Source organism: Azospirillum sp. SYSU D00513, from assembly GCF_017356015.1.
GTDB lineage: Bacteria > Pseudomonadota > Alphaproteobacteria > Azospirillales > Azospirillaceae > Azospirillum.
Map to the genome: position 1 here is coordinate 11972 of NZ_JAFIQV010000034.1, position 18968 is coordinate 30939.

Below are 18968 nucleotides of genomic sequence, written 5' to 3' on the forward strand. Positions count from 1 at the left end.
GATGTCTCAGCCGACCGTCGGATTGGCGGAATCCTGTGTCCCATTTGGGTCGGTTCTGGGCTACGGAACAGGTCCGGCAAGTGGGTCCAGACCCTACTGAAACAGAGGCGAAACAGCCCGGAGAGCACGCTTCTAAACCTCCCTGAGGAGGGGGCAGAGAAAGGTGAAGGAGGAGTGAGCAGGCCTCGGAACGAGGCGGTGAAAAGAGATAGGGCCGCCCCGAAGAGCGGCCCTTTTCCCGAAGGTGCCGAGTGGATGCGGGTTACGCCACCAAGAACCAGCTTGCGGTCACCTGATTGGCGGTGATGCCGGTCAGGGTGAGCGTATCACCGGTGTTGAAGGTCAACACCGCACCGGCTGCGCTGTTTGCAGCCGTCCAGCTGCGTTCGCCGGCCACCAGACGATCTCCATCGGCGAAGTTGAAGTCCGTCACCGTGTCGTTGCCGTCGCCGACCCGGAAGACGAACAGGTCCGCGCCTGCGCCGCCGGTCAGCCGGTCGTTCCCGATCTCGCCCACCAGCGTGTCGTTGCCCCAGTCGCCGAACAGCACGTCGTCGTCCTTGCCGCCGTGCAGCAGGTCCATGTCCTGGCCGCCGTGCAGCGTGTCGGCGCCGGCGTTGCCGTACAAGGTGTCGTTGCCGGTGTTGCCGAACAGCAGGTCGTTGCTCACGTCGTTTATGACGCGGTCGGACACGCCGCCGTACAGCCGGTCGTTGCCGAACTCGCCGAGCAAGGTGTCCGCGCCGAGGTCGCCCGTCAGCACGTCGTTGTCCTGCCCGCCATGGAGCAGGTCCATATCCTGGCCGCCGAACAGCGTGTCGTTGCCGGTGTTGCCAAACAGCGTGTCGTTGCCGGTGTTGCCGAACAGGCCGTCGTTGTCGGCACCGCCCTGGACCGTGTCGTTGCCCTCGTCACCGTACAGCCAGTCGTTGCCGGTCAGCGAGCCGACGAAGTCGTCGCCGCCGCCGCCGTGCAGGGTGTCGTCGTCAGCGCCCAGCACAATGTACTGCGCGTTGCCGTCGCCCCAGACATTCTGCGAGCCCTCGCCGCCGGTTACCCGCACGGCGCCGATCACCGCCGCGAACTCCACGTTCTGCAGCTGGATCACCGTGCCAGACGGCAGGCCGCGCGTGTCGATGACCAGCGCGGTCAGCGGGTTGCCCGCGGCCGCCGACGTGCCGGTGATCACCAGCGGCTCGTTCGGGGCCGCCGCGTTGAACGCGACGCTGGGCACGATCGTCTGCACCAGCAGCGGCGCGTCGGCCGGCAGTCCCTGGAGGAAGCCGGAGCCGCCGCCCGTCAGCTTGTTCTGGTCATCCGACCCCGCCGTGGTGTGGGCCTTGATCTCGCGGATCAGGTCGGTTAGCGAGGTACCGGCCGCCTTCGGTGCCGCCGAGCCCTGCACCGACAGGCCGAAGCCCGTCGGCACCTGGGCGGTCAGCAGGTTGCCGCCCGTGCTGGTCGTGACCAGCGGAATGTCGGCCACCGCGTTGTTGCCGACCAGCTCCTGACGCGTGTTGGTGACCACGGGAATGGTGACCGTGGTGGAAGTCGTGCCGTCGTTGTTCGTCACCATGCCCGTGCCGACCTGAACGCCGTCGACCGTGGAGGTCTGTGTCGGAGCGGGCGGCGGGGGGGGCGGGGGGGGAGGCGAGACGGTCGTGAAGTTGTAGTCGTACACGCTGCCGGTCTTGGTCAGGCCATCATGGGCATTGCCGGCCAAGTCGAGGATCGCTCCGCCCGCCAGGGTCACGTAATACTCGGTCGAATAAGCCAGGTCGGCGACAGGGTTGATCGTCACGGTACTGCCGCTGACGGTCACGGCGCTGGAGGTCACATTGATCGTCTCGATGACCGTGTCGTCGCTGACCTTCCGGACGAGGATGTTACCCGTCCCCTTCTGCACCGCCGCGTCGAACGTCAGGACCAGGTTCGCGCCAATGGCCACCCCGGTCGCGCCATCCGCCGGATTGAGGGTTGCCGTCGGCTTGGTGGTGTCCACCACGAAGGTCTGGGTGGCGCTCGTGCCGGCGTTATTCAAAGCATCCGCGACCCGCGCCTGGACCTTGTAGGTGCCTTCGCCGAGCGTGTTGAGAGCGATGGTGGCGGCGCCGGCGGTGATGGTGCCGCTGCTGTGGTTCGCCTCGCCGGCGTCGGCGAAGTCGCCGTCGTTGTTGAGATCCACGTCCACGGCCACCGCCGTCCCGTCCGCGACACCCGAGCCGGCATCCGTCACCGACACATTCAGGTTCGATGTTGGGTCGTTCGTCCGGGCGGAAATGGTCGCCGCCACCGCCGGGGGGGTATTGTCAACCAGGAAGCTTTGCGTGCTGCTCGTGCCCATGTTGCCCGCCGCGTCAGCGACGCGCGCCTGTACCTTAAAGCTTCCGTTGGCCAGCGTGTTGAGGGCGATGGTGGCGGCGCCGGCGGTGATGGTGCCGCTGCTGTAGCCGGTCTCGCCGGCGTCGGCGAAGTCGCCGTCGTTGTTGAGGTCCACGTCCACCGCCACGGCCGTCCCGTCCGCGACGCCCGAGCCGGTCTCGATCACCGAAACCGTGAGGTCCGGCGTCGTGTCCGCGGTCGTGGCGGAAATAGTGGCCGTCACTACCGGCGCGGTGCCGTCCACCATGAAGTTCTGGACGGTGCTCGTGCCCATGTTGCCCGCCGCGTCGGCGACGCGCGCCTGAACCTTGAAGCTTCCGTCGATCAGCGTGTTGAGGGCGATGGTCGCGGCGCCGGCGGTAATGGTGCCGCTGCTGTGGCTGGCCTCGCCGGCGTCGGCGAAGTCGCCGTCATTGTTGAGATCCACGTCCACGGCCACTGCCGTCCCGTCCGCAACACCCGAGCCGGTCTCGATCACCGAAACCGTGAGGTCCGGCGTCCGGTCGTTCGTGAGAGTGGCGACCATCACCGTCACCGTCGGAGCGGCAGTGTCGACCATGAAGCTCTGCGTGCTGCTCGTGCCCGTGTTGCCCGCCGCGTCGGCGACGCGCGCCTGTACCTTGAAGCTTCCATTGGCCAGCGTGTTGAGGGCGATGATTGCGGCGCCGGCGGTGATGGTGCCGCTGCTGTGGTTGGCCTCGCCGGCGTCGGCGAAGTCGCCGTCATTGTTGAGATCCACGTCCACGGCTACCGCCGTCCCGTCCGCGACGCCCGAGCCGGCATCCGTCACCGACACGTTCAGGTTCGGTGTCGTGTCGTTTGTCGGCGTCGTCAGCGTCGCCGTGACGGCCGGCGCGGTCTGGTCGATGGTCACCGTCGAGCCGGTCGTATTGCCGTTGCCGGCACCGTTCCCGCCGATGCCGACCGTGCTGACCTTGACGCTGTCGTCATCGACGAAGTTCACGCCCAGCGTGCCGTTGCCGGCGACGTTGGTCACGGTCAATTTGAAGGTCCTGGCGTCTCCATCCCCGTTGTCGGAAACGGTCACCGTCGTGTCGGCGGTCACGCCGGCACCCGCCACGACGCTGAAGTCGGCCGCATCGACGGTTGCGGCATCGTCCGGCGCGTGACTGAAGGTCGCCAAGAACTCGACGCCGTTCGCCTTGGTCGGAGTCGAGGTGATCGCGGTGACGCTGACCGACGGCACGTCGTCGTCCGTCATCGTAAGGGTGACCGAGTTGGTCGAACCCGCCGTCGCGTTGGTCAGCGTGCCGAGCGTTGCGATGATGGTTTCATTGCCCTCGATCAACGCGTCGTTGACACCCGTCACGGTCACGCTGCCGGTGGTCTGGCCGGCGGCGATGGTGATGCTGGTGTCGGAGATGTTGTAGTCGGTGCCGCTGCCCATAGCCGTTCCGGTGACGGTGATCGGGATCGTCACCGTCTTGGAGGACGCCGCGCTCAGCGTCGCGGTGATGGTGGCCGTGCCCCCATTCTCCGCGACGCTCCCCGGCGTGACCGACAGGTTCACCGTCGGTAACGGGTCGTCGTCGACGATGGTGATGGTCTGCTGCTGGGTGCCGCTTTCCGTCGCGCCGCCGCCGCCCGTGACATTTGCGATGTCCAGGATGATGGTCTCGTTCGCCTCGTTCAGCGCGTCGTTGTTGAGGGTGACGGTGGCGGTGCCGGTGGTCTGCCCGGCGAGAATGGTGATGGTGGTGGAGGACAGCGTGTAGTCAATGCCGCCGCCCGTCGCCGTGCCGGTCGGCGCCAGGGTCACGACCGTGTCGGCCCCGGCCGGCGCGCTCAGCGTCGCCGTCACCGTCACGGCGGCGCCATTCTCCGCAGGCGTCGCGTTGCCGACGCTAAGCGTCACCGTCGGGGACGCCACGGTGACGTTGTAGGTCGTGTCGTCGGTGATCGCGGCCAGCGTGCGGTTCGCTCCGTCCACCAGGGCGCCCGCAGCGAACCGCACGCTGTAGGCGGTGCCGGCCAGCAGGTTCGCATTCGGGTTCAGCGTCAGCGTGTCGCCGCTGATCGTGGCCGTGCCACCGGCGCTGCCCGTGAAGGCCGTGCCGTTGCTGGTGAAGGTTTCCACCACCGCGCCCGCCACGGTACGCAGTTCGATCGTGGTGCCGTTGGCACCGGCCGCTACGTTCTCGCTGAACTTCAGAGCGAGGTTATCGGCTACTCCGACACTGGTGGCGTCGTCCGCGGGCGTGGAGCCCGCCCGGTTCAGCGTTGGGGCGACGTCGTCCGCCACCGTGATGGTCAGCGCCTGCGTGACCGTGCCGCCGGCGCCGTCGTCAGCCTGGACCAGGACGCTGTAGCTGCCGGCCGACAGAGCACCGGCGTTGTTCGCCCGCAGGCTGCTGCCGCTGATGTTGAACAGGCCGTTGTTGGTGTCGCCGGCCCCCGCAACCAGGGTGTAGGTCGGGCCGCCGCCGTCCGGGTCGGAAACGGACAGGGTGCCGACGGTGGCGTTGACGCCGCCGGATTGGTTGACCGTGTCCGTGACCGCGCCGTCGAGCCGCAGCGCGGTGGGCGCGTCGTTGCTGGCTGCGACGGATATCGTCACCGTTTCGCTGGATTGGCTGGTGCCGCTGTCCCTAGCCGTGATGGTGACGGTGCGGGCGGCTGTGGTGGGCGTGTCGGAGTTGTTCTGGTAGCGGATGGCCCGCAACGCCACCTGCATGTCGGCGGTCGTCGCGCCGCCGGCGCGCGTAATAGTGATCGTGTTTCCCGTCGTGACGTCGAAGCTCACCCCCGACGCCGGGCTGAAGGTTGAGGCCACGAACAGCCGTTCGCCCGTGTCGCCCTGCCCCGCAAGCGCCACCGTGACGGTGTCGACCGTGCCGTCGCTGTCCGACAGAAGGGCGCTGGGAACGATCTCAACGCCGTTGCCGTCACCCGTGCCCTGATGCGTCCCTTCGCTGAAGGAGGCGGTCGCGTTCGTGCCCGTGGTGCCGTTCAGGTCCACCGTCGGCGGTGTGTTGTCATCGTTGTTGATCGTGCCGGTGGCGGTCGCCGTGGTGATGCCGGCGTTGGTCGCGCCGCTGAGCGTGATCGTGAAGGTCTCGTTCGTCTCGGCCGCCGTGTCGCCCAGGATCGGAACGTCGATGGTCTTCGTCGTCTCGCCGGCCGCGAAGGTCAGCGTGCCGTTCGTGGCGGTGTAGTCGCTGCCCGCCGTCGCCGAGTTGTTGGACGTGGCATAGTCGACCGTCACCGTCTGGCCGGACGCGGCGCTCAGCGTGACCGTGAAAGTCATGTTTGCCGAGCCGCTGTTGCCTTCGGCTTGGTTCTGGTTGCCGATGGACAGGGTCGGGGTTGCGTCGTCGTCGACGATGGTGATGGTCTGCTGCTGGGTGCCGCTTTCCGTCGCGCCGCCGCCGCCCATGACATTTGCGATGTCCAGGATGACGGTCTCGTTCGCCTCGTTCAGCGCGTCGTTGTTGAGGGTGACGGTGGCGGTGCCGGTGGTCTGCCCGGCGAGAATGGTGATGGTGGTGGAGGACAGCGTGTAGTCAATGCCGCCGCCCGTCGCCGTGCCGGTCGGCGCCAGGGTCACGACCGTGTCGGCCCCGGCCGGCGCGCTCAGCGCCGCCGTCACGGTGACGGCGGTGCCGTTCTCCGAAATCGTGCTCTGGTCGGCGGAGAGGCTGACCGTGCCGGCGTTGGTGACGAGATGGATCGGCAGCAGCAGGAACGGGGTGGCGTCGTTCGTGGTCGTGTTGACGTCCTTGACCAGGGACGTTCCCTCGGACGTGCCGTCGCTGATCCAGAGTTCGCCGCCGTTGGCGCCGTCGTTCGCCTGGAACATGACCCGGCTGCCGACCACGGTGAAGCCGCCCGGACTGGAATCCAGCGTGCCGACATTGATGTCGCGGACCATGGACGTGCCGGCCGAGGTGCCGTCCGTCACCCACAGTTCTATGCCATGGGTGCCGTCATGGGCCTGGAAGAACACCTTGCTGCCGACGACGGTGAAACCGCCGGGGAAGCTCGATCCGAAGCCGCTGCCGATGTCGCGGATCATCGAGGTGCCGGCGGAGGTGCCGTCCGTCACCCACAGCTCGCGGCCATCGGTGCCGTTGTCGGCCACGAACAGCGCCCGGCTGCCGAACAGGGTGAAGCCGGTCGGGCTGCTTGACGACGAACCGACATTGATGTCCCGCAGCATCGAGGTGCCGGCGGAGGTGCCGTCGGTGATCCAGAGCTCGTCCCCGGCGGCGGAGCCGTTGGTCGCGCTGAACAGGACCTTGTTGCCCAGCTTGATAAGGTTGTTCGGATTGGAGCCGGCCGTCCCGACATTGATATCGCGGATCATCGTGGTGCCGGCGGAGGTGCCGTCCGTCACCCACAGCTCGCGTCCGTTGGTGTCGGTAAAGGCGGCGAATACCGCCCGGTTCTCCAAAGCGACGAAGCCGCTCGGGATCGAGGCGGTCGTCCCGGGATTGATGTCGCGCACCATCGAGGTGCCGGCGGAGGTGCCGTCCGTTACCCAGAGCTCGGAATTGCCGGAAGTGGCTGCGGCGGCGAACACCGCCCGGTCGCCCAGCAGGGTGATGCCGTTGGGATTGGTGTCGCCGGTGGTGTTGATGTCGCGGACCATCGAGGTGCCGGCGGAAGTGCCGTCCGTCACCCAGAGCTCGCGGCCGTTGGTGCCGTTGTTGCCCACGAACAGGACCCGGCTGCCGAACAGGGTAAGCTCGCCCGGGGACGACCCTCCCGCGCCGGTCAGGATGTCGTGGACCATCGAGGTGCCGGTAGCCGTGCCGTCGGTTACCCACAGCTCCGCGCCATTGGTGCCGTTGTTGGCCTGGAACAGAACCCGGTTGCCGAGCCTGACGAAATTTCCGGGGTTGGCGTCGCCGGTGCCGACATTTATCTCCGCCAGGAGTGACGTGCCTTCGCCCGTCCCGTCCGTCACCCAGAGTTCCGTGCCGATCCTGCCGTCGTTGGCCTGGAACAGCACACGGCCGTCGAAGCCGAAGAGGCTGATTGGATTGCTGCTTTTCGTCGTGGGATTCAGGTCCTGCAGCAGGGAGGTTCCGGCGGAGGTGCCGTCCGACACCCACACCTCGCTACCTTTGATGCCATCATTGGCGATAAACAGAACCCGGCTGCCCAGAGCCATCAGGTTCGAGGGGCTGGAGCTGGAGACGCCGCTGCGGATGTCACTGACCAGCGACGTGCCCTCGGACGTGCCGTCCGTCAGCCACAGCTCGGCGCCGTTGATGCCATCATTGGCCTGGAAGAACACCCGGCTGCCTTGGGTCACGAGGTTCTGCGGCGCCGAGCCGCCGGAGCCGATATTGATCTCGCGGATCATCGAGGTGCCCTCGAACGTGCCGTCCGTGATCCACAGCTCCGTGCCGTTGCTGCCGTTGTTGGCGCTGAACAGCGCCCGGCTGCCCAGGACGGTCACGCTCGAAATGTTGGCGTTGCCGGTGCCGGCATTGATGTCGCGCACCAGCGAGGTGCCCTCCGACGTGCCGTCGGTGATCCACAGCTCGGCGCCGTTGGTGCCGTTGTTGGCGGTGAACAGCACCCGGCTGCCCAGGCGGGTCAGGTTGGCGGGGCTGGCATTGGCGGCGCCGCTCAGGATGTCGCGCACCATGGAGGTGCCGGTGGAGGTGCCGTCGGTGATCCACAGCTCGGTGCCGTTGGTGCCGTTGTTGGCGGTGAACAGCACCCGGCTGCCCAGGACGGTATGATTGAGGGGGTTGGAGGAATTCGCACCGGCGTTGATGTCGCGCAGCAGGGAGGTGCCGTCGGACGTGCCGTCGGTGATCCACAGCTCCACGCCCGTACCGGAAGCGACGGCGTTGAACAGCATCCGGTCGCCGAGCACCGTGAAGTTGTTCGCACCGGAACTGCTGGTGCCGGCGTTGATGTCCCGCAGCATGGAGGTGCCGGCGGAGGTGCCGTCGGTCACCCATAGCTCGCCGCCATGGATCCCGTCGGTGGCCCGGAACATCACCCGGTTGTCGAAGGTCGTGAAGTTACCCGGATTGCTGAAACCCGTGCCGCTGATGATGTCGCGGAGCAGCGAGGTGCCTTCGGGCGTGCCGTCCGTCACCCAGGGCTCGACGCCGTAGGACGCCGAGGTGGCGGCGAACACCACCAGGCTGCCGAGCCTTGCCAACCCGGACGGATTGGAACTGGCCACACCGGGGTTGATGTCGCGCAGCATCGAAGTGCCGGCGGCCGTGCCGTCGGTGATCCAGAGCTCGATGCCGTTCCGGCCGTCATTGGCCTGGAAGAGGATGTGGTTCAGCTCGGGCAGCAGGCCGCCATAGGCGGGCAGCGCCAGGGCGCGGTCCAGCGGCGCCCCGCCTACATCCAGCCGCCAGCCGCCGCCCAGCCCGGCCGCACCCACCGGCGCGGCTGACGCCCGCACCTCTACCCCCGTGGCGGCGGCCAGCGCTTCCACGAAGGTACGGCCTTCCACCCCCGCTCCCACCCGGCAGCCATAGACCAGGAGCACGCCGTCCGGCGCCAGCGCGCGCCCGATCGCCGCAAGCTCCTCCCGCCGCGCCACCACGCCCTCCAGGGTCAGCGCGCCGCCCGACAGCAGCAACCGGCCCGGCGCGCCGTGGGCGAACAGATGGATGGCCCGCGCACCATGCCAGCCCTGCGCCAACAGCGCCGCCCGCGCCAGCGCGTCCGCTCCGGCCGGCAGCAGACTCGCCCCCACATGGGCCGGCAGGCAGGCGGCGAGATCCGCGCCGTCCGCCACTCCCGCATCGATGATCGCCCATTCCGCCGGCCCGGAGGCCAGGGCCATGCGCTTCGGAGCGGGAAGGTTCGGGATGACGGCGGTGACAGGCATCTTGGATCCGAGGGCTGGAGTCGCTGGCTGCCGTAGCGCATCCCGGTAAGCTCAACGGCTCCGAGGTGCGGGCATGCCGAACGTACTACCCCATCGTGGGTACTGCGGTCAATTTGGGAGCGGCTCGGATCGTCAATATCCGAGGAATAGTCATTTAATTGTCTGATGGTGACACGTCCTTTGTGTAGTAGAGCGTGACCTGGGCCGCAGTTTTGACTTTGGTGACGTGGCAGAGATTGGGTGGTCGAAAGGCCGCGTTGGCCAGAGAAAGGTTGGCTTTGAGCCGTTCCTGCACCTCCTCCGGAGAGCGGCCCTCTAGCACCCGTTGTCGTCGGGCGTTGTAGGCGAGATTGTAGGCGTGGAGCAGGCGCTCGAGATCACGGTGAATGCCGATGCACATGACCAGCACCTCCTTCCCGATGCGGCCATTGAAGCGCTCCACCATGCCGTTGGTGAACCGCACCGGGTTTGCCGAAGGCAGTTTGTGTTGAGTCACGCCGCCCTGGCGACGTCCTTGGTTTGAGCATAGTAGCGCGCTTCGGCCTCGGCGGGAGGAATGTTGCCGATGGGTTCGAGGAGACGCCGGTGGTGGAACCAATCCACCCATTCCAGGATGGCGAACTCGACGGCTTCCAGGATGCGTCAAGGCCCGCGGCGCCGGATCAGCTCGGTCTTGTAGAGGCCGTTGATTGTCTCGGCCAAGGCGTTGTCGTAGCTATCACCGACGCTGCTCACGGAGGGCTCGACCCCGGCCTCCGTAAGACGCTCGGTGTACTTGATAGCGACACGCGCTCCAGCGCTTTGATCCGCTCCTGCTCATCCGTCGTTGGGCCGGGCCGTTTGCCCTGGTCGCGTTCGGCCTGGCGGACCCAACCCCGCAACGTCTCCGCTGTGCAGTCAATCTTCCGCGACCGAGCTGATCGCCGCCCATTGCGGGGCGTGCTCGCCTTCATGCTCGAACACCATCCGAACTGCGCGCTCATGAACTTCAGGGTCGTACTTGGTTAATGCTTGTTTTGTCATGAAAGATCCAGTCTATCAGATCATATTTGATTATGGTCCTGGATTGCATTCTTGAGCATGAGCGCGGAGTACTCGATCGAAAGTAGCGATTTCTACGACATCTTCGGCGGCGCTTTGATCCTGCTCCAGATTCCTGGTCAGACGGCGGTATCGGTTGGTCTGTGTGCCGAAGGTCGCCTGGGCCGACTGGCCAGGACTCATTTTACCCTCGACTGGCTGTCCGATCCCGAACTCAGGAGGCAAACCAGCCAGGAGTTCAACAAGGGCGAGTCCCGCAACAGTCTGGCGCGCGCGGTCTTCATCCATCGACTCGGCGAAATCCGCGATCGGACCTACGAGAACCAGCAGCATCGCGCGTCCGGCCTGAACCTGCTGGTGACCGCGATCATCTTGTGGAACATGCGGTATCTGGAGCGCGCCGGCGCCGTCCTGCGGGAGGTGGAGAATGTCCCCGACCACCTGCTCGCCCATCTTTCACCGCTGGGATGGGAGCACATCAATCTGACCGGCGACTATATCTGGAACACGGTCTCGGTTATGACGGAAAACCATGACGGATTGATGTCACTCCGTCCTGTCCCGGACGGCCTTCTCCTCGCCGCCTGATGTTCTCATTTTGTCTGCTTATAGGCCAAATTCGTGCATTTCGTTCGTTCGGGCCATTTCGGCACTCGACTTCAATGGGGCACCTCTACACCCGCTCGCCCTCCCGATTGCCACCAGCCCGGCCTTTCGCACCAATGCCGGATGGCAAGCCTCTGCCTCAGCCGATGGTGGCGAAGGTGCTGGCGTGACGAGGCGGAGCTAAAAGGGAGTAAGCGGCTTGCGCAGGGAACGCGCATGCCCCAGATGCAATTCAAGCCCATCAACCAATACGGTTCCATGTCAGCTCAAAATCCGGCCGCAGAGGGAGCCAGCCTCTGCGGCCGGATTTTTTATTGTCCTGCCGATGCCCGCGCACCAACGATCCCTGCGGCTTTCGATTGAGGCTTTTCAGCGGCCCCGAAGACGCCGCCACAGGCGCGCCACCAGCCGCCATGGCGCCACGAGATCCCACCAGACTGACCCGAGGATGAGGTCCACCGCGCGTTCCGGGGGCAATGCCATCAGCTGCCGATCCTCGGCGCCTCCTAGAAGACGCCGCACCGGGGCGGTAAGTCTCCAGGAGCTGGAGCCGAGCAGCCCGGCAAGGCGGGCGCGCCGCTCTTCCAAGACCTCGGCCGGAGTGGCCTTCTCCGTGGCGCTCCTCGCGGCGGCTTGCGAGGCGAGGCCGTCCCTTTCGGCCAGGGCACGGGCCGTCACGGCCTCGAACCCGATGGCGAGCCTGACCAGGTCGGCCACCGTTTCATCCGCATCCGAGAGGAAAGGCCGAAGCCGCTCCTCGCGGGTGCAGGGAACGAGGATCGCCGGATCCGCAGCGGTGGCCAGAGGCAGGGGAATCACGTCGATGCGATGGCCGGCCAGGAGCAGGCGGCTCAGCCAGGCGCTCCGTTCCGCCGCATTGTCCGGATCGGGCAAGGGGGCCAGATCCCGGCGGACCAGCAGGGGTCCGGGGCCGACCGGGTCGCGCCATGGGGCGAGCGCCGCTGGGCCGCCCAGCCCCAGGAAGCGCCGTGACCCGGTCTCCACGGCCACGTCGTCCACGGCACCGGTCACGACCGCGGCGCCGGTGCGGGCGGCCACGCCGGCCATGCGCTCGGCCGCCCCGTCCAGCAAGCGCAGGCGCGGGTCGGCGAGCAGCACGTAACCCGCGGGAGGCGCCGATTTAGCCGGAGGGCTCTCCTCCCGGGACAGCTCCGCGACGTGCCACGTGCACCATTCCGCGGCGGTCATCTCCTGGGCAAGGCGGAGCCGGGCGGAGGGAGCGCCCTCCCTCAGGATCCCCGCCAGCTGCTCGGCGAGGGCTCCGGCGTCCGGCTCGAACAGGACCTTCGGAAGATCCTCCTCGGCGACCAGTTCCTCCGTGCCGCCGACCCGGCTCGCCACGAAGGGCAAGGCGTGGATCAGGCATTCGGCGACCGTGCAGGGCGAATTCTCGATGCGCGAGGGAATGACGGCCAGTCGTCCCTCGCCGCGCAGATAGGCCAGGGCTCCGGAGGAGGGCAGGCCCGTCTCGAGCGTCACGGCCCAGGGCCATGCCGACGCCCGTCGGCGGACATAGGCGGCACCATCCTCCCCCTCCACCGGCGCCGATCCGCCCAGGAAGGTGATCCGCAACTCCGGGAATTCCCCCATCCCCCGCAGCTGGTCGAGGGCGTCGCAGAACAGCGTCACGCCCTTGCGCGTTTCCAGCCGCCCGAAGAACACGAGTTCCCGCACCGCCCGAGTCATGCCGGATGGGGGCGTGGCGGAGGTTTGAGAGGATGCGTGGGGCAGGATGTTCTGCCGCACCTCCGTCCGTCCGGGCAGCGCCCAGCCGGACGCCCGGACCCAGCCCAGGAGATAGCGGCTCGGGCTGACGACCACGTCGGCCTGTTCGGCCGAGCGCCGTTCCAGGAAATCGACCGCCAGCTCCTCGACGGCTTCCAAGCCGCCGCCCGTGGCGCTGCGCACCCATCGCGTCGGGCCATGCAGCCCCACCACGAGGCTGGTGCCGGCGAAAGCGAGTCCCTGCCGCTTGGCCGCGGTGGCGCAGAAGCCGAGGCCGGTCCAGTCCGCGAAATGCACAACGTCGAACCGGTGCTGCGAGAGCCAGTCGAAGACGTCGTACGACATACGCAGGAAGGGGCCGCCCTCCACTGGCACGGGGCCGGGCAACAGCCGGACGAAGGTGATCCCGGCAGCCGCCTCGAACCCCTCCGGCACCGGAAGCAGGCCCGTGCACAGCACCGTAACCGCATGGCCGGCCGCCGCGAGCGCCTCGGCGAGGCCGGCGAAGGCGGTGCCGATCCCCCCGCTGCCCGGCAGGCCGGCGAACTCGTGCGTCACGATGCAGACGGAAACGATGGGGGCGGAAACAGTGGAAGACATGCTGCCGGAAGACCTTCGGTGGGGTGGGGCGGGGCGGGTCAGCCGCCGCCGGCGTCGACCTCGGCGATGTCGGACCTGCCGGTTTCGTTCTCACCCTGAGCCGGAGGCTCGGGGGGCAGCCGCCAGGGCGGTACGACGCGCGGCGGCCAAGCGAGGCCGTAATCCTCCGCCTCCAGCGTCAGGTTCGGATTGTAGTAGGGATCGGTCGCCGCGACGTGCGCCCAATGCTCCCTCATGTAGCCCACCTCGATCGCGAACTGGGCTAGGCGCTCGGGCTTCTCCGTACGGCCGCGCGAGGCGCCCTCATGGTGGTACAGCGCGGCGTGCGGGGTCCACAGCAGGCGGTACCCGCTCGCCCGCAGGCGTAGGCAGAGATCCACGTCGTTGAAGGCAACCTGGAGATGCTCCTCCTCGAAGCCGCCGGCCTCCTCGAAGACGGAGCGGCGCATGACCAGGCAGGCCGCCGTCATGGCGGAGAAATTCTGGGCCAAGGCCGCCCGGCCAGCGTAGCCGCGGGATCCGCGCGGAAGCCCCTTGTGCAGATGGCCGACTAGCGTGTGCAGCCCCAGTCCGACGCCGGCGTGCTGGACCGTGTCGTCGGGGTAGTAGAGCAGGGCTCCCACGGCGCCGATCTCCGGCCGGAGCGCGTTCGCCGTCATCTCGGCGAGCCAGTGCGGGTCGATGACCTCGATGTCGTTGTTCAGGAAGCCCAGAACGCTTCCCCGCGCGTGCCGGACGCCGAAATTGTTGATCGCCGAGTAGTTGAAGGGCGCGTCGTAGGGGATGACGCGGGCCTTGCCCGTGCGCTCTAGCTCCGTGAAATAGGCCCGCGCCTCCTCGGTTGCGCTCCGGTTGTCGATGACGAGGATCTCGAAACCACCGGAATAGGCCGTCCTGTCGCGCAGGCTCTCCACGCACAGGCGCAACAGGTCGATCTTGTCCTTGGTCGGCACGATGATGCTGACCAGCGGCGCCGGCTCGGGCAGCGGATAGACGAGGTGGTTGGCCGTCCCGTCGAGCCAGGGCTCCACCCGGACGGACCCCCCTTCTCCCGCTCCGGACCGCTCCGCCAGACGACGGGCGAGCAGGGCGCGTTCTCGGCCGCGCCGGGCCGTTTCCGCCGCCTCTTCCACCACGGTGCGATGGGAAAGGACGAAGGGGATGTGTCGCACCGGGGCCTCGCCCTCGCGCTCCAGCAGGAGGAGCGCTGCGGCGTAGGGCGCATCCTCCACCGATGGCGCCAGCCCCGCTCCCGCCTCCAGCAGGGTCCGGCGCAGCACGATCAAGGGACCCAGATAGTTCTTCGCCTGGAAGAAGTCGGGGCTCCAGCCCGGCTTGAAGACGGGGTCCATCCGCTCCCCCCGGCCGTCCAGCCGGTCCTCGTCTGCGTAGAGCAGTTCCGTGTCCGGCTCGACCGCCAGACGGCAGGCCGCCATGAAGAGCGCATGCGGAGCTAGCCTGACCCCTGGCTCGACCCAGGCGATCCAGTCCCCGCACTCCCGCCCCCCGGCTGGTGCCAGGTCGGACAACGCCGCCACGACGGTGACCCGCGGGTCATCCGCCATCCCGGTCGGCAGGGCCGCAGCATCGGCTGCGACCAGGACCAGCCGCCATCGTGGATGGAGCTGCTCCCGGACGCTGGAGACGCAAGCGGCCAGATCGGCCGGTGCCGCCGTCCCGGCGGGGATCACGACCGTGAAGCCGATTGGGAGGGCGGAGGCGCGCTCCCGGATGGCCGCGCGGTCCGTGTCGTCCAGGCTGTCGAAGCAGGCGATCCAATCCCGGTAGCCGAGCGCCGGCATGGCGTTCTCTAGCCGGATGACCTCCTCCACCGCGCGCGCCAGCCCCGCCCGGCCGCCGGCCAGCCCGGCCAGCATCCTGCGGGGATGTCGTGCCGCCAGCAGCGCCAGCAGGGCCAGCCCTCCCATTGAGGTGGCCTCCAGCCGCTCCAGCCGGAAACGTCCCGGCCGGGCGAGCGGATCAAAGCGCAGGCCGCGCACCTCCAGGGGGAGGCGCAGGAATTGCGTGATCCGGCCGGACCGCAAGGGCGGAAGGGCGAGCTTGCCGGCTTCCGAGGCACCCGCCCCGGCATCGACGTAAAGTTCGGGAACCAGGGGGTGGTCGATGCCCTGGCCGCCGTAGGACAGCCTCGTCCAGCCGCCCGGCAGCCGCCCGTCGATGGTCCGGACATCGAACTGCGGATCCTCGCCGGTGCTCCGGTACAGCCCGTCCTCTTCGGCGACCTCGGCAGAGATCCCGGCGGCGGGCACCAGGACCAGATCATGCCGCCGGTAATGGAGAAGCCTCACCACGCGCCGCGCCAGGCGGGCCGAGCGGCGCACTGGCCCACCCAGGCGCCAAGTGAAGGAGCGGTGGATCGCCTCGATGGCGCGTCCCTGCTCCTCAATGATCCGCTGCTGCTCCTCAATAACGCGCTGTTTCTCGGCGCCCAGGGTCTGTAGGGCGTCGATGACCTGCTGCTTTTCCGTGTTCGCCACCTGGAGGGCATCGATCGCGCCCTGCTTTTCGGCATTGACCGCCTGCAGGGCGTCGATAGCCTGCTGCTTCTCGACGCTGACCGCCTGGAGGGCGTCGACGGCGCGCTGCTTCTCCACGTTCGCGTCTTCCAGGACGGCGAGCGCACGCTGCTTGTCGGCGTTTGCCGCCTCCAGGACCTCGACGGCCTCCTGCTTGCGCCGCCCATCCTCCTGGAGCATGGCGACCGTGCGGTCGGCTTCGATGAAGCTGCCGCGCGCCAGCATCGCCAGATCCGTGGCCAGGGGCGTGCCGGCCAGATAGGGCCGCAGCGCCCGGGCGTGGTTGAGCCCGAGCGTGGTGGTCTTGATCATGCTGCCGGCATCGACGCGATACCAGAACAGGGCGTCCGGCACCGTCAGGAGGCGGGCGCCGGCCAGCACGGCGCGGGCGAAGAACTCGTAATCTTCGTGCCCGACTCCGTAATCCTCACTGAAGCCGCCGAACCGGTGGAAGGCCTCGGTCCGGATCAGGGCGTTGGCGTCGCCGAAGCCGTTGAACAGCACCCCGACCTGGGCGGCCGGGCCGAAGAACAGGCGGCGTGTCTCCGGCAGGGGGCGGCCTTCGTCGTCTTGCCGCGAGAAGGTGTCATTGAAGCAGGTGACGATGTCAGCGCCGGACGCCCGGGCGGCGGCGGCCAGGACGGACAGTTCCTCCGGCTTCGCTAGGTTGTCGTCGTCCATGAACAGGAGGTAGGCGCCGGCTGCCGCAGATGCAGCCGCGTTGCGCGCTGCTCCCAGATAGCGGTTCGCTTGACGGATCAGGCGGAAGGCCGGAACCGGAGGCTCGGCTTCCAGCTCGTCCAGGAACCGCAGGGCCTCCGGGTCGTCGCTGCCGTCGTCGACGACCACTAGCTCGAAGGCCGGATGGGTTTGCGCGGCGATGCTGGCGACTGCTTGACGCAGAAGCCGGGGGCGGTTGAAGTGGGTGACGCAGACGCTCACCAGCGGCGGCCCGTCCTTTCCGGCCGGGGCGGAAGCAGGCGGAGCGGGCGGATCAAGTTCTAGCCGCACCGCAGGCAGCGGCTCAGGCGGTGGAGCCTCCAGGGCCTCCAAAAGCCGGCTGGCGAGCTCCAAAGGCGGGCCGCAGGGCGCCAGTCCGGGAGCGAGGGCGGCCAGCTCGGCATGGCCGCGCCCAACGACCCGCAGCCGGGCGGCCCGGCACAAGACCGCTAGCCAAGCGGCATCCCGGACGGCGCCGGGCAGCACGGCGATGTCCGATCCTCGGAACAGATCCGGCAGGTCAGCGCTCTCGCCGGCCCGTACCGTCACCGTCTCCGCGGACCCGGCGAACAACGCGCCGACGTCCGGGGAAGGGACGGCGGCCAGATCGACGATGGTCAGGCTCACCGGCCCCGGCAGACGGGGGCGCGCCTGGCGCAGCGCCTTTGCCAGGAATCGCAGTTCCGCCTCGGTCAGCTCCTCGCCGAGGGCCAGGACGCGCAGGCCGGCCGCTCCCGGCCGTAGGGTCGATTCCGCGGTCGACTCCGGATCATCGAGGTCGATGGCCAGCAAAGCCGCTTCCGCCACGGAGCGGACACGGTCGGCGCGCGCCAAGCACTCGTCCTCCAGGAACAGGCGGCCCAGCGTGTCGGCCTGCGGGAAGCGCCCGCGCTCCAGCAGCAGCGCGCGGCTCGGGCCGGCGGACAAAATCCCGAAGGCCGTGCCCGTGAAGTCCCGGCCAGCGGCGCGGTCGAGAAGGCAATAGTAGGGCAGGCCGTACAGGTCCACCGCTTGGATCTCGCCGAAGCCTCGGCCTCGCGCCCAGCGGTGGAAGCGGTAGGCGAGCCGCGCGTAGAGGTTCCCCTCCAGGGACAGCTCCGGTTCCGGCGCCGTCTCGATGACAATGCCGTGCCGCCCGGCCAACCGCCGGAGCGCCCGCTCCGCCGGCTTGGGCAGGGGCTGTTCGGAGACGACGCAGGCTGTGACCGCGGCACCCTCCAGGGCGAGCGCGCGGCACAGGGCCAGCCCATGGCGCCAGGCGAGTGCTGCCTGCTCGTCGCTGCCCCAGGCGAGCGGAACGGCCGATGTCCGAAGCACCGCGGTCATTGGCCGAGGCGTTTGCGGATTTTGTAGGACAGATAGCGGCCGGTCCGCCGCGCAGTACCGGACAGGCCTTCCGTGCGGAGCGAGCGCCAGAGCTTCGCCGAATAGACTGGAAGCCAGCCCTGCTCGAAGGCTGCGGCGGGTTGGGCCGGCCGGGCCTCGGGCGCCGCGGCCGCGCTCAGACCGAAGAGCCGCACCGTTTCCTCGGCCGCGTCGGCCCAGCGGTACTTGCCGCGCGCGAAGCGGTAGCACAACAGCGAATGCCGCCGCACCAGGCCGCGGTCGCGCGCGTAGGCGCGCAGCAGCGCCATCATCTCCGTGCCGTCAGCGGCGAGGATGGGCGTCATCTCCGGATGCGCTCCGGTATCGTAGGCGAGCCCGGCCGTGCCCAGGGCCTGCGCCTCCAGGAGCGGCAGGTTGCATCCCTCCCATTGGCTCGGCGAGATGAAGACGTCGAGCGAGCGCAGATAGTCCGCGCGCTCCTCGTCGGTCGCATTGAGGTGGGTGATGATGCCGGCGACCCGGAAGGGCTCCGCATGCTCCGGCTCCCCCCGCCCCATGACGTGGGCCTCGAGGTCGATGCCGGCGGCGCGCGCCGCCGCCACGAGGTCGAGGAAGAGCTGCAGCCCCTTGTAGCGGGCCTCGCCGGGCCCGATGCGCATGAGCGTGCCGACCCGCAGGGGAGCGCCGTCGCCGAGCGGGAAGTCCTGCAACCCCTTGCTGCCGCGGTCGGGGACATGGTCGCAGCCGTTGAAGATCAGGTGGGAGCGCGGCCAGCCTATGTCGTGGCGGATGAAGTCGGAAATGGCGACGACCCCGGCGAGCGCGGGATAGACGTGCTCCTGCTTGTGCCGGATGATCCGCTCGCGCTCCTCGCGATCGTGCTCGAAAAAGAAGGGGCTGGGGTCCCCATGCTCCCAGGCCCAACAGGAGAAGCGGCCCTGAAGCTCCGGCAGCGCCTCGAAGAAGGGGGTGGTGTGGGCTACCAGCGTCCGAGCGCCGACGCTGTCGGCCAACTCGGCGATGGCTGCGGGCTGAGCCTCCACTTGGCGAATGTCGAGGTCGGCTAGGGTCCCGTCATGCTCCATGCAGCCGATGGTGACGGGGATGCCGCGGGCGGTCAGCCGGCGCGCCAGATTCTCGACCACCACCGAAACCCCGAAGCCCCGGGACATGCG

At 68.3% G+C, this 18968-nt stretch carries 5 protein-coding genes and 3 pseudogenes; 1 reads left to right on the top strand and 7 read right to left on the bottom strand.

Translation table 11 applies throughout. The features are described 5' to 3' along the window. Positions 1–262: 262 nt before the first annotated feature. The 4 genes and pseudogenes from JUB11_RS22655 to JUB11_RS33260 all read right to left on the bottom strand — a co-directional run bounded on the left by JUB11_RS22655 (position 263) and on the right by JUB11_RS33260 (position 10240). Positions 263–9217, bottom strand: a complete 8955-nt coding sequence (locus JUB11_RS22655) for an ELWxxDGT repeat protein (RefSeq protein ID WP_207461055.1) — start codon at positions 9215–9217, stop codon at positions 263–265. A gap of 238 nt (positions 9218–9455) precedes the next feature. Continuing rightward, positions 9456–9671, bottom strand: a pseudogene (locus JUB11_RS22660) (IS481 family transposase); the annotation flags it as partial. A 38-nt stretch (positions 9672–9709) separates the two neighbouring features. Next, positions 9710–10003 (bottom strand): annotated as a pseudogene (locus JUB11_RS32915) (integrase core domain-containing protein); the annotation flags it as partial. Positions 10004–10114: 111 nt separating this feature from the next. After that, positions 10115–10240, bottom strand: coding sequence for a hypothetical protein (locus tag JUB11_RS33260; RefSeq protein WP_282189141.1), 126 nt, complete (start codon positions 10238–10240; stop codon positions 10115–10117). A 177-nt stretch (positions 10241–10417) separates the two neighbouring features. Here JUB11_RS33260 and JUB11_RS22670 point away from each other — a divergent pair. Beyond that, positions 10418–10846 (top strand): annotated as a pseudogene (locus JUB11_RS22670) (Tn3 family transposase); the annotation flags it as partial. Between the two features lie 387 nt (positions 10847–11233). On the opposite strand, the gene JUB11_RS22675 reads toward JUB11_RS22670, so the two are convergent. The 3 genes from JUB11_RS22675 to JUB11_RS22685 are packed head-to-tail and all read right to left on the bottom strand — an operon-like array spanning position 11234 to position 18965. Beyond that, positions 11234–13210 carry a glycosyltransferase family 4 protein gene (locus JUB11_RS22675; protein ID WP_207461057.1) on the bottom strand — a complete coding sequence of 659 codons (1977 nt, stop codon included), beginning with the start codon at positions 13208–13210 and terminating at the stop codon, positions 11234–11236. Positions 13211–13248: 38 nt separating this feature from the next. Further along, positions 13249–17793 (bottom strand): glycosyltransferase, encoded by a 4545-nt coding sequence (locus JUB11_RS22680; protein ID WP_207461058.1) that lies wholly within the window; start codon positions 17791–17793, stop codon positions 13249–13251. Further along, positions 17790–18965 carry a glycosyltransferase family 4 protein gene (locus JUB11_RS22685; protein ID WP_207461059.1) on the bottom strand — a complete coding sequence of 392 codons (1176 nt, stop codon included), beginning with the start codon at positions 18963–18965 and terminating at the stop codon, positions 17790–17792. The genes JUB11_RS22680 and JUB11_RS22685 overlap by 4 nt, the downstream gene beginning before the upstream one ends. Between the last annotated feature and the right edge of the window lie 3 nt (positions 18966–18968).

What these genes read in the sequence shown, in the direction of transcription:
- JUB11_RS22655 (WP_207461055.1), bottom strand. Translation starts at nt 9,217, where the DNA reads ATGCCTGTCACCGCCGTCATCCCGAACCTTCCCGCTCCGAAGCGCATG.
- JUB11_RS22675 (WP_207461057.1), bottom strand. Translation starts at nt 13,210, where the DNA reads ATGTCTTCCACTGTTTCCGCCCCCATCGTTTCCGTCTGCATCGTGACG.
- JUB11_RS22680 (WP_207461058.1), bottom strand. Translation starts at nt 17,793, where the DNA reads ATGACCGCGGTGCTTCGGACATCGGCCGTTCCGCTCGCCTGGGGCAGC.
- JUB11_RS22685 (WP_207461059.1), bottom strand. Translation starts at nt 18,965, where the DNA reads ATGTCCCGGGGCTTCGGGGTTTCGGTGGTGGTCGAGAATCTGGCGCGC.
- JUB11_RS33260 (WP_282189141.1), bottom strand. Translation starts at nt 10,240, where the DNA reads ATGACAAAACAAGCATTAACCAAGTACGACCCTGAAGTTCATGAGCGC.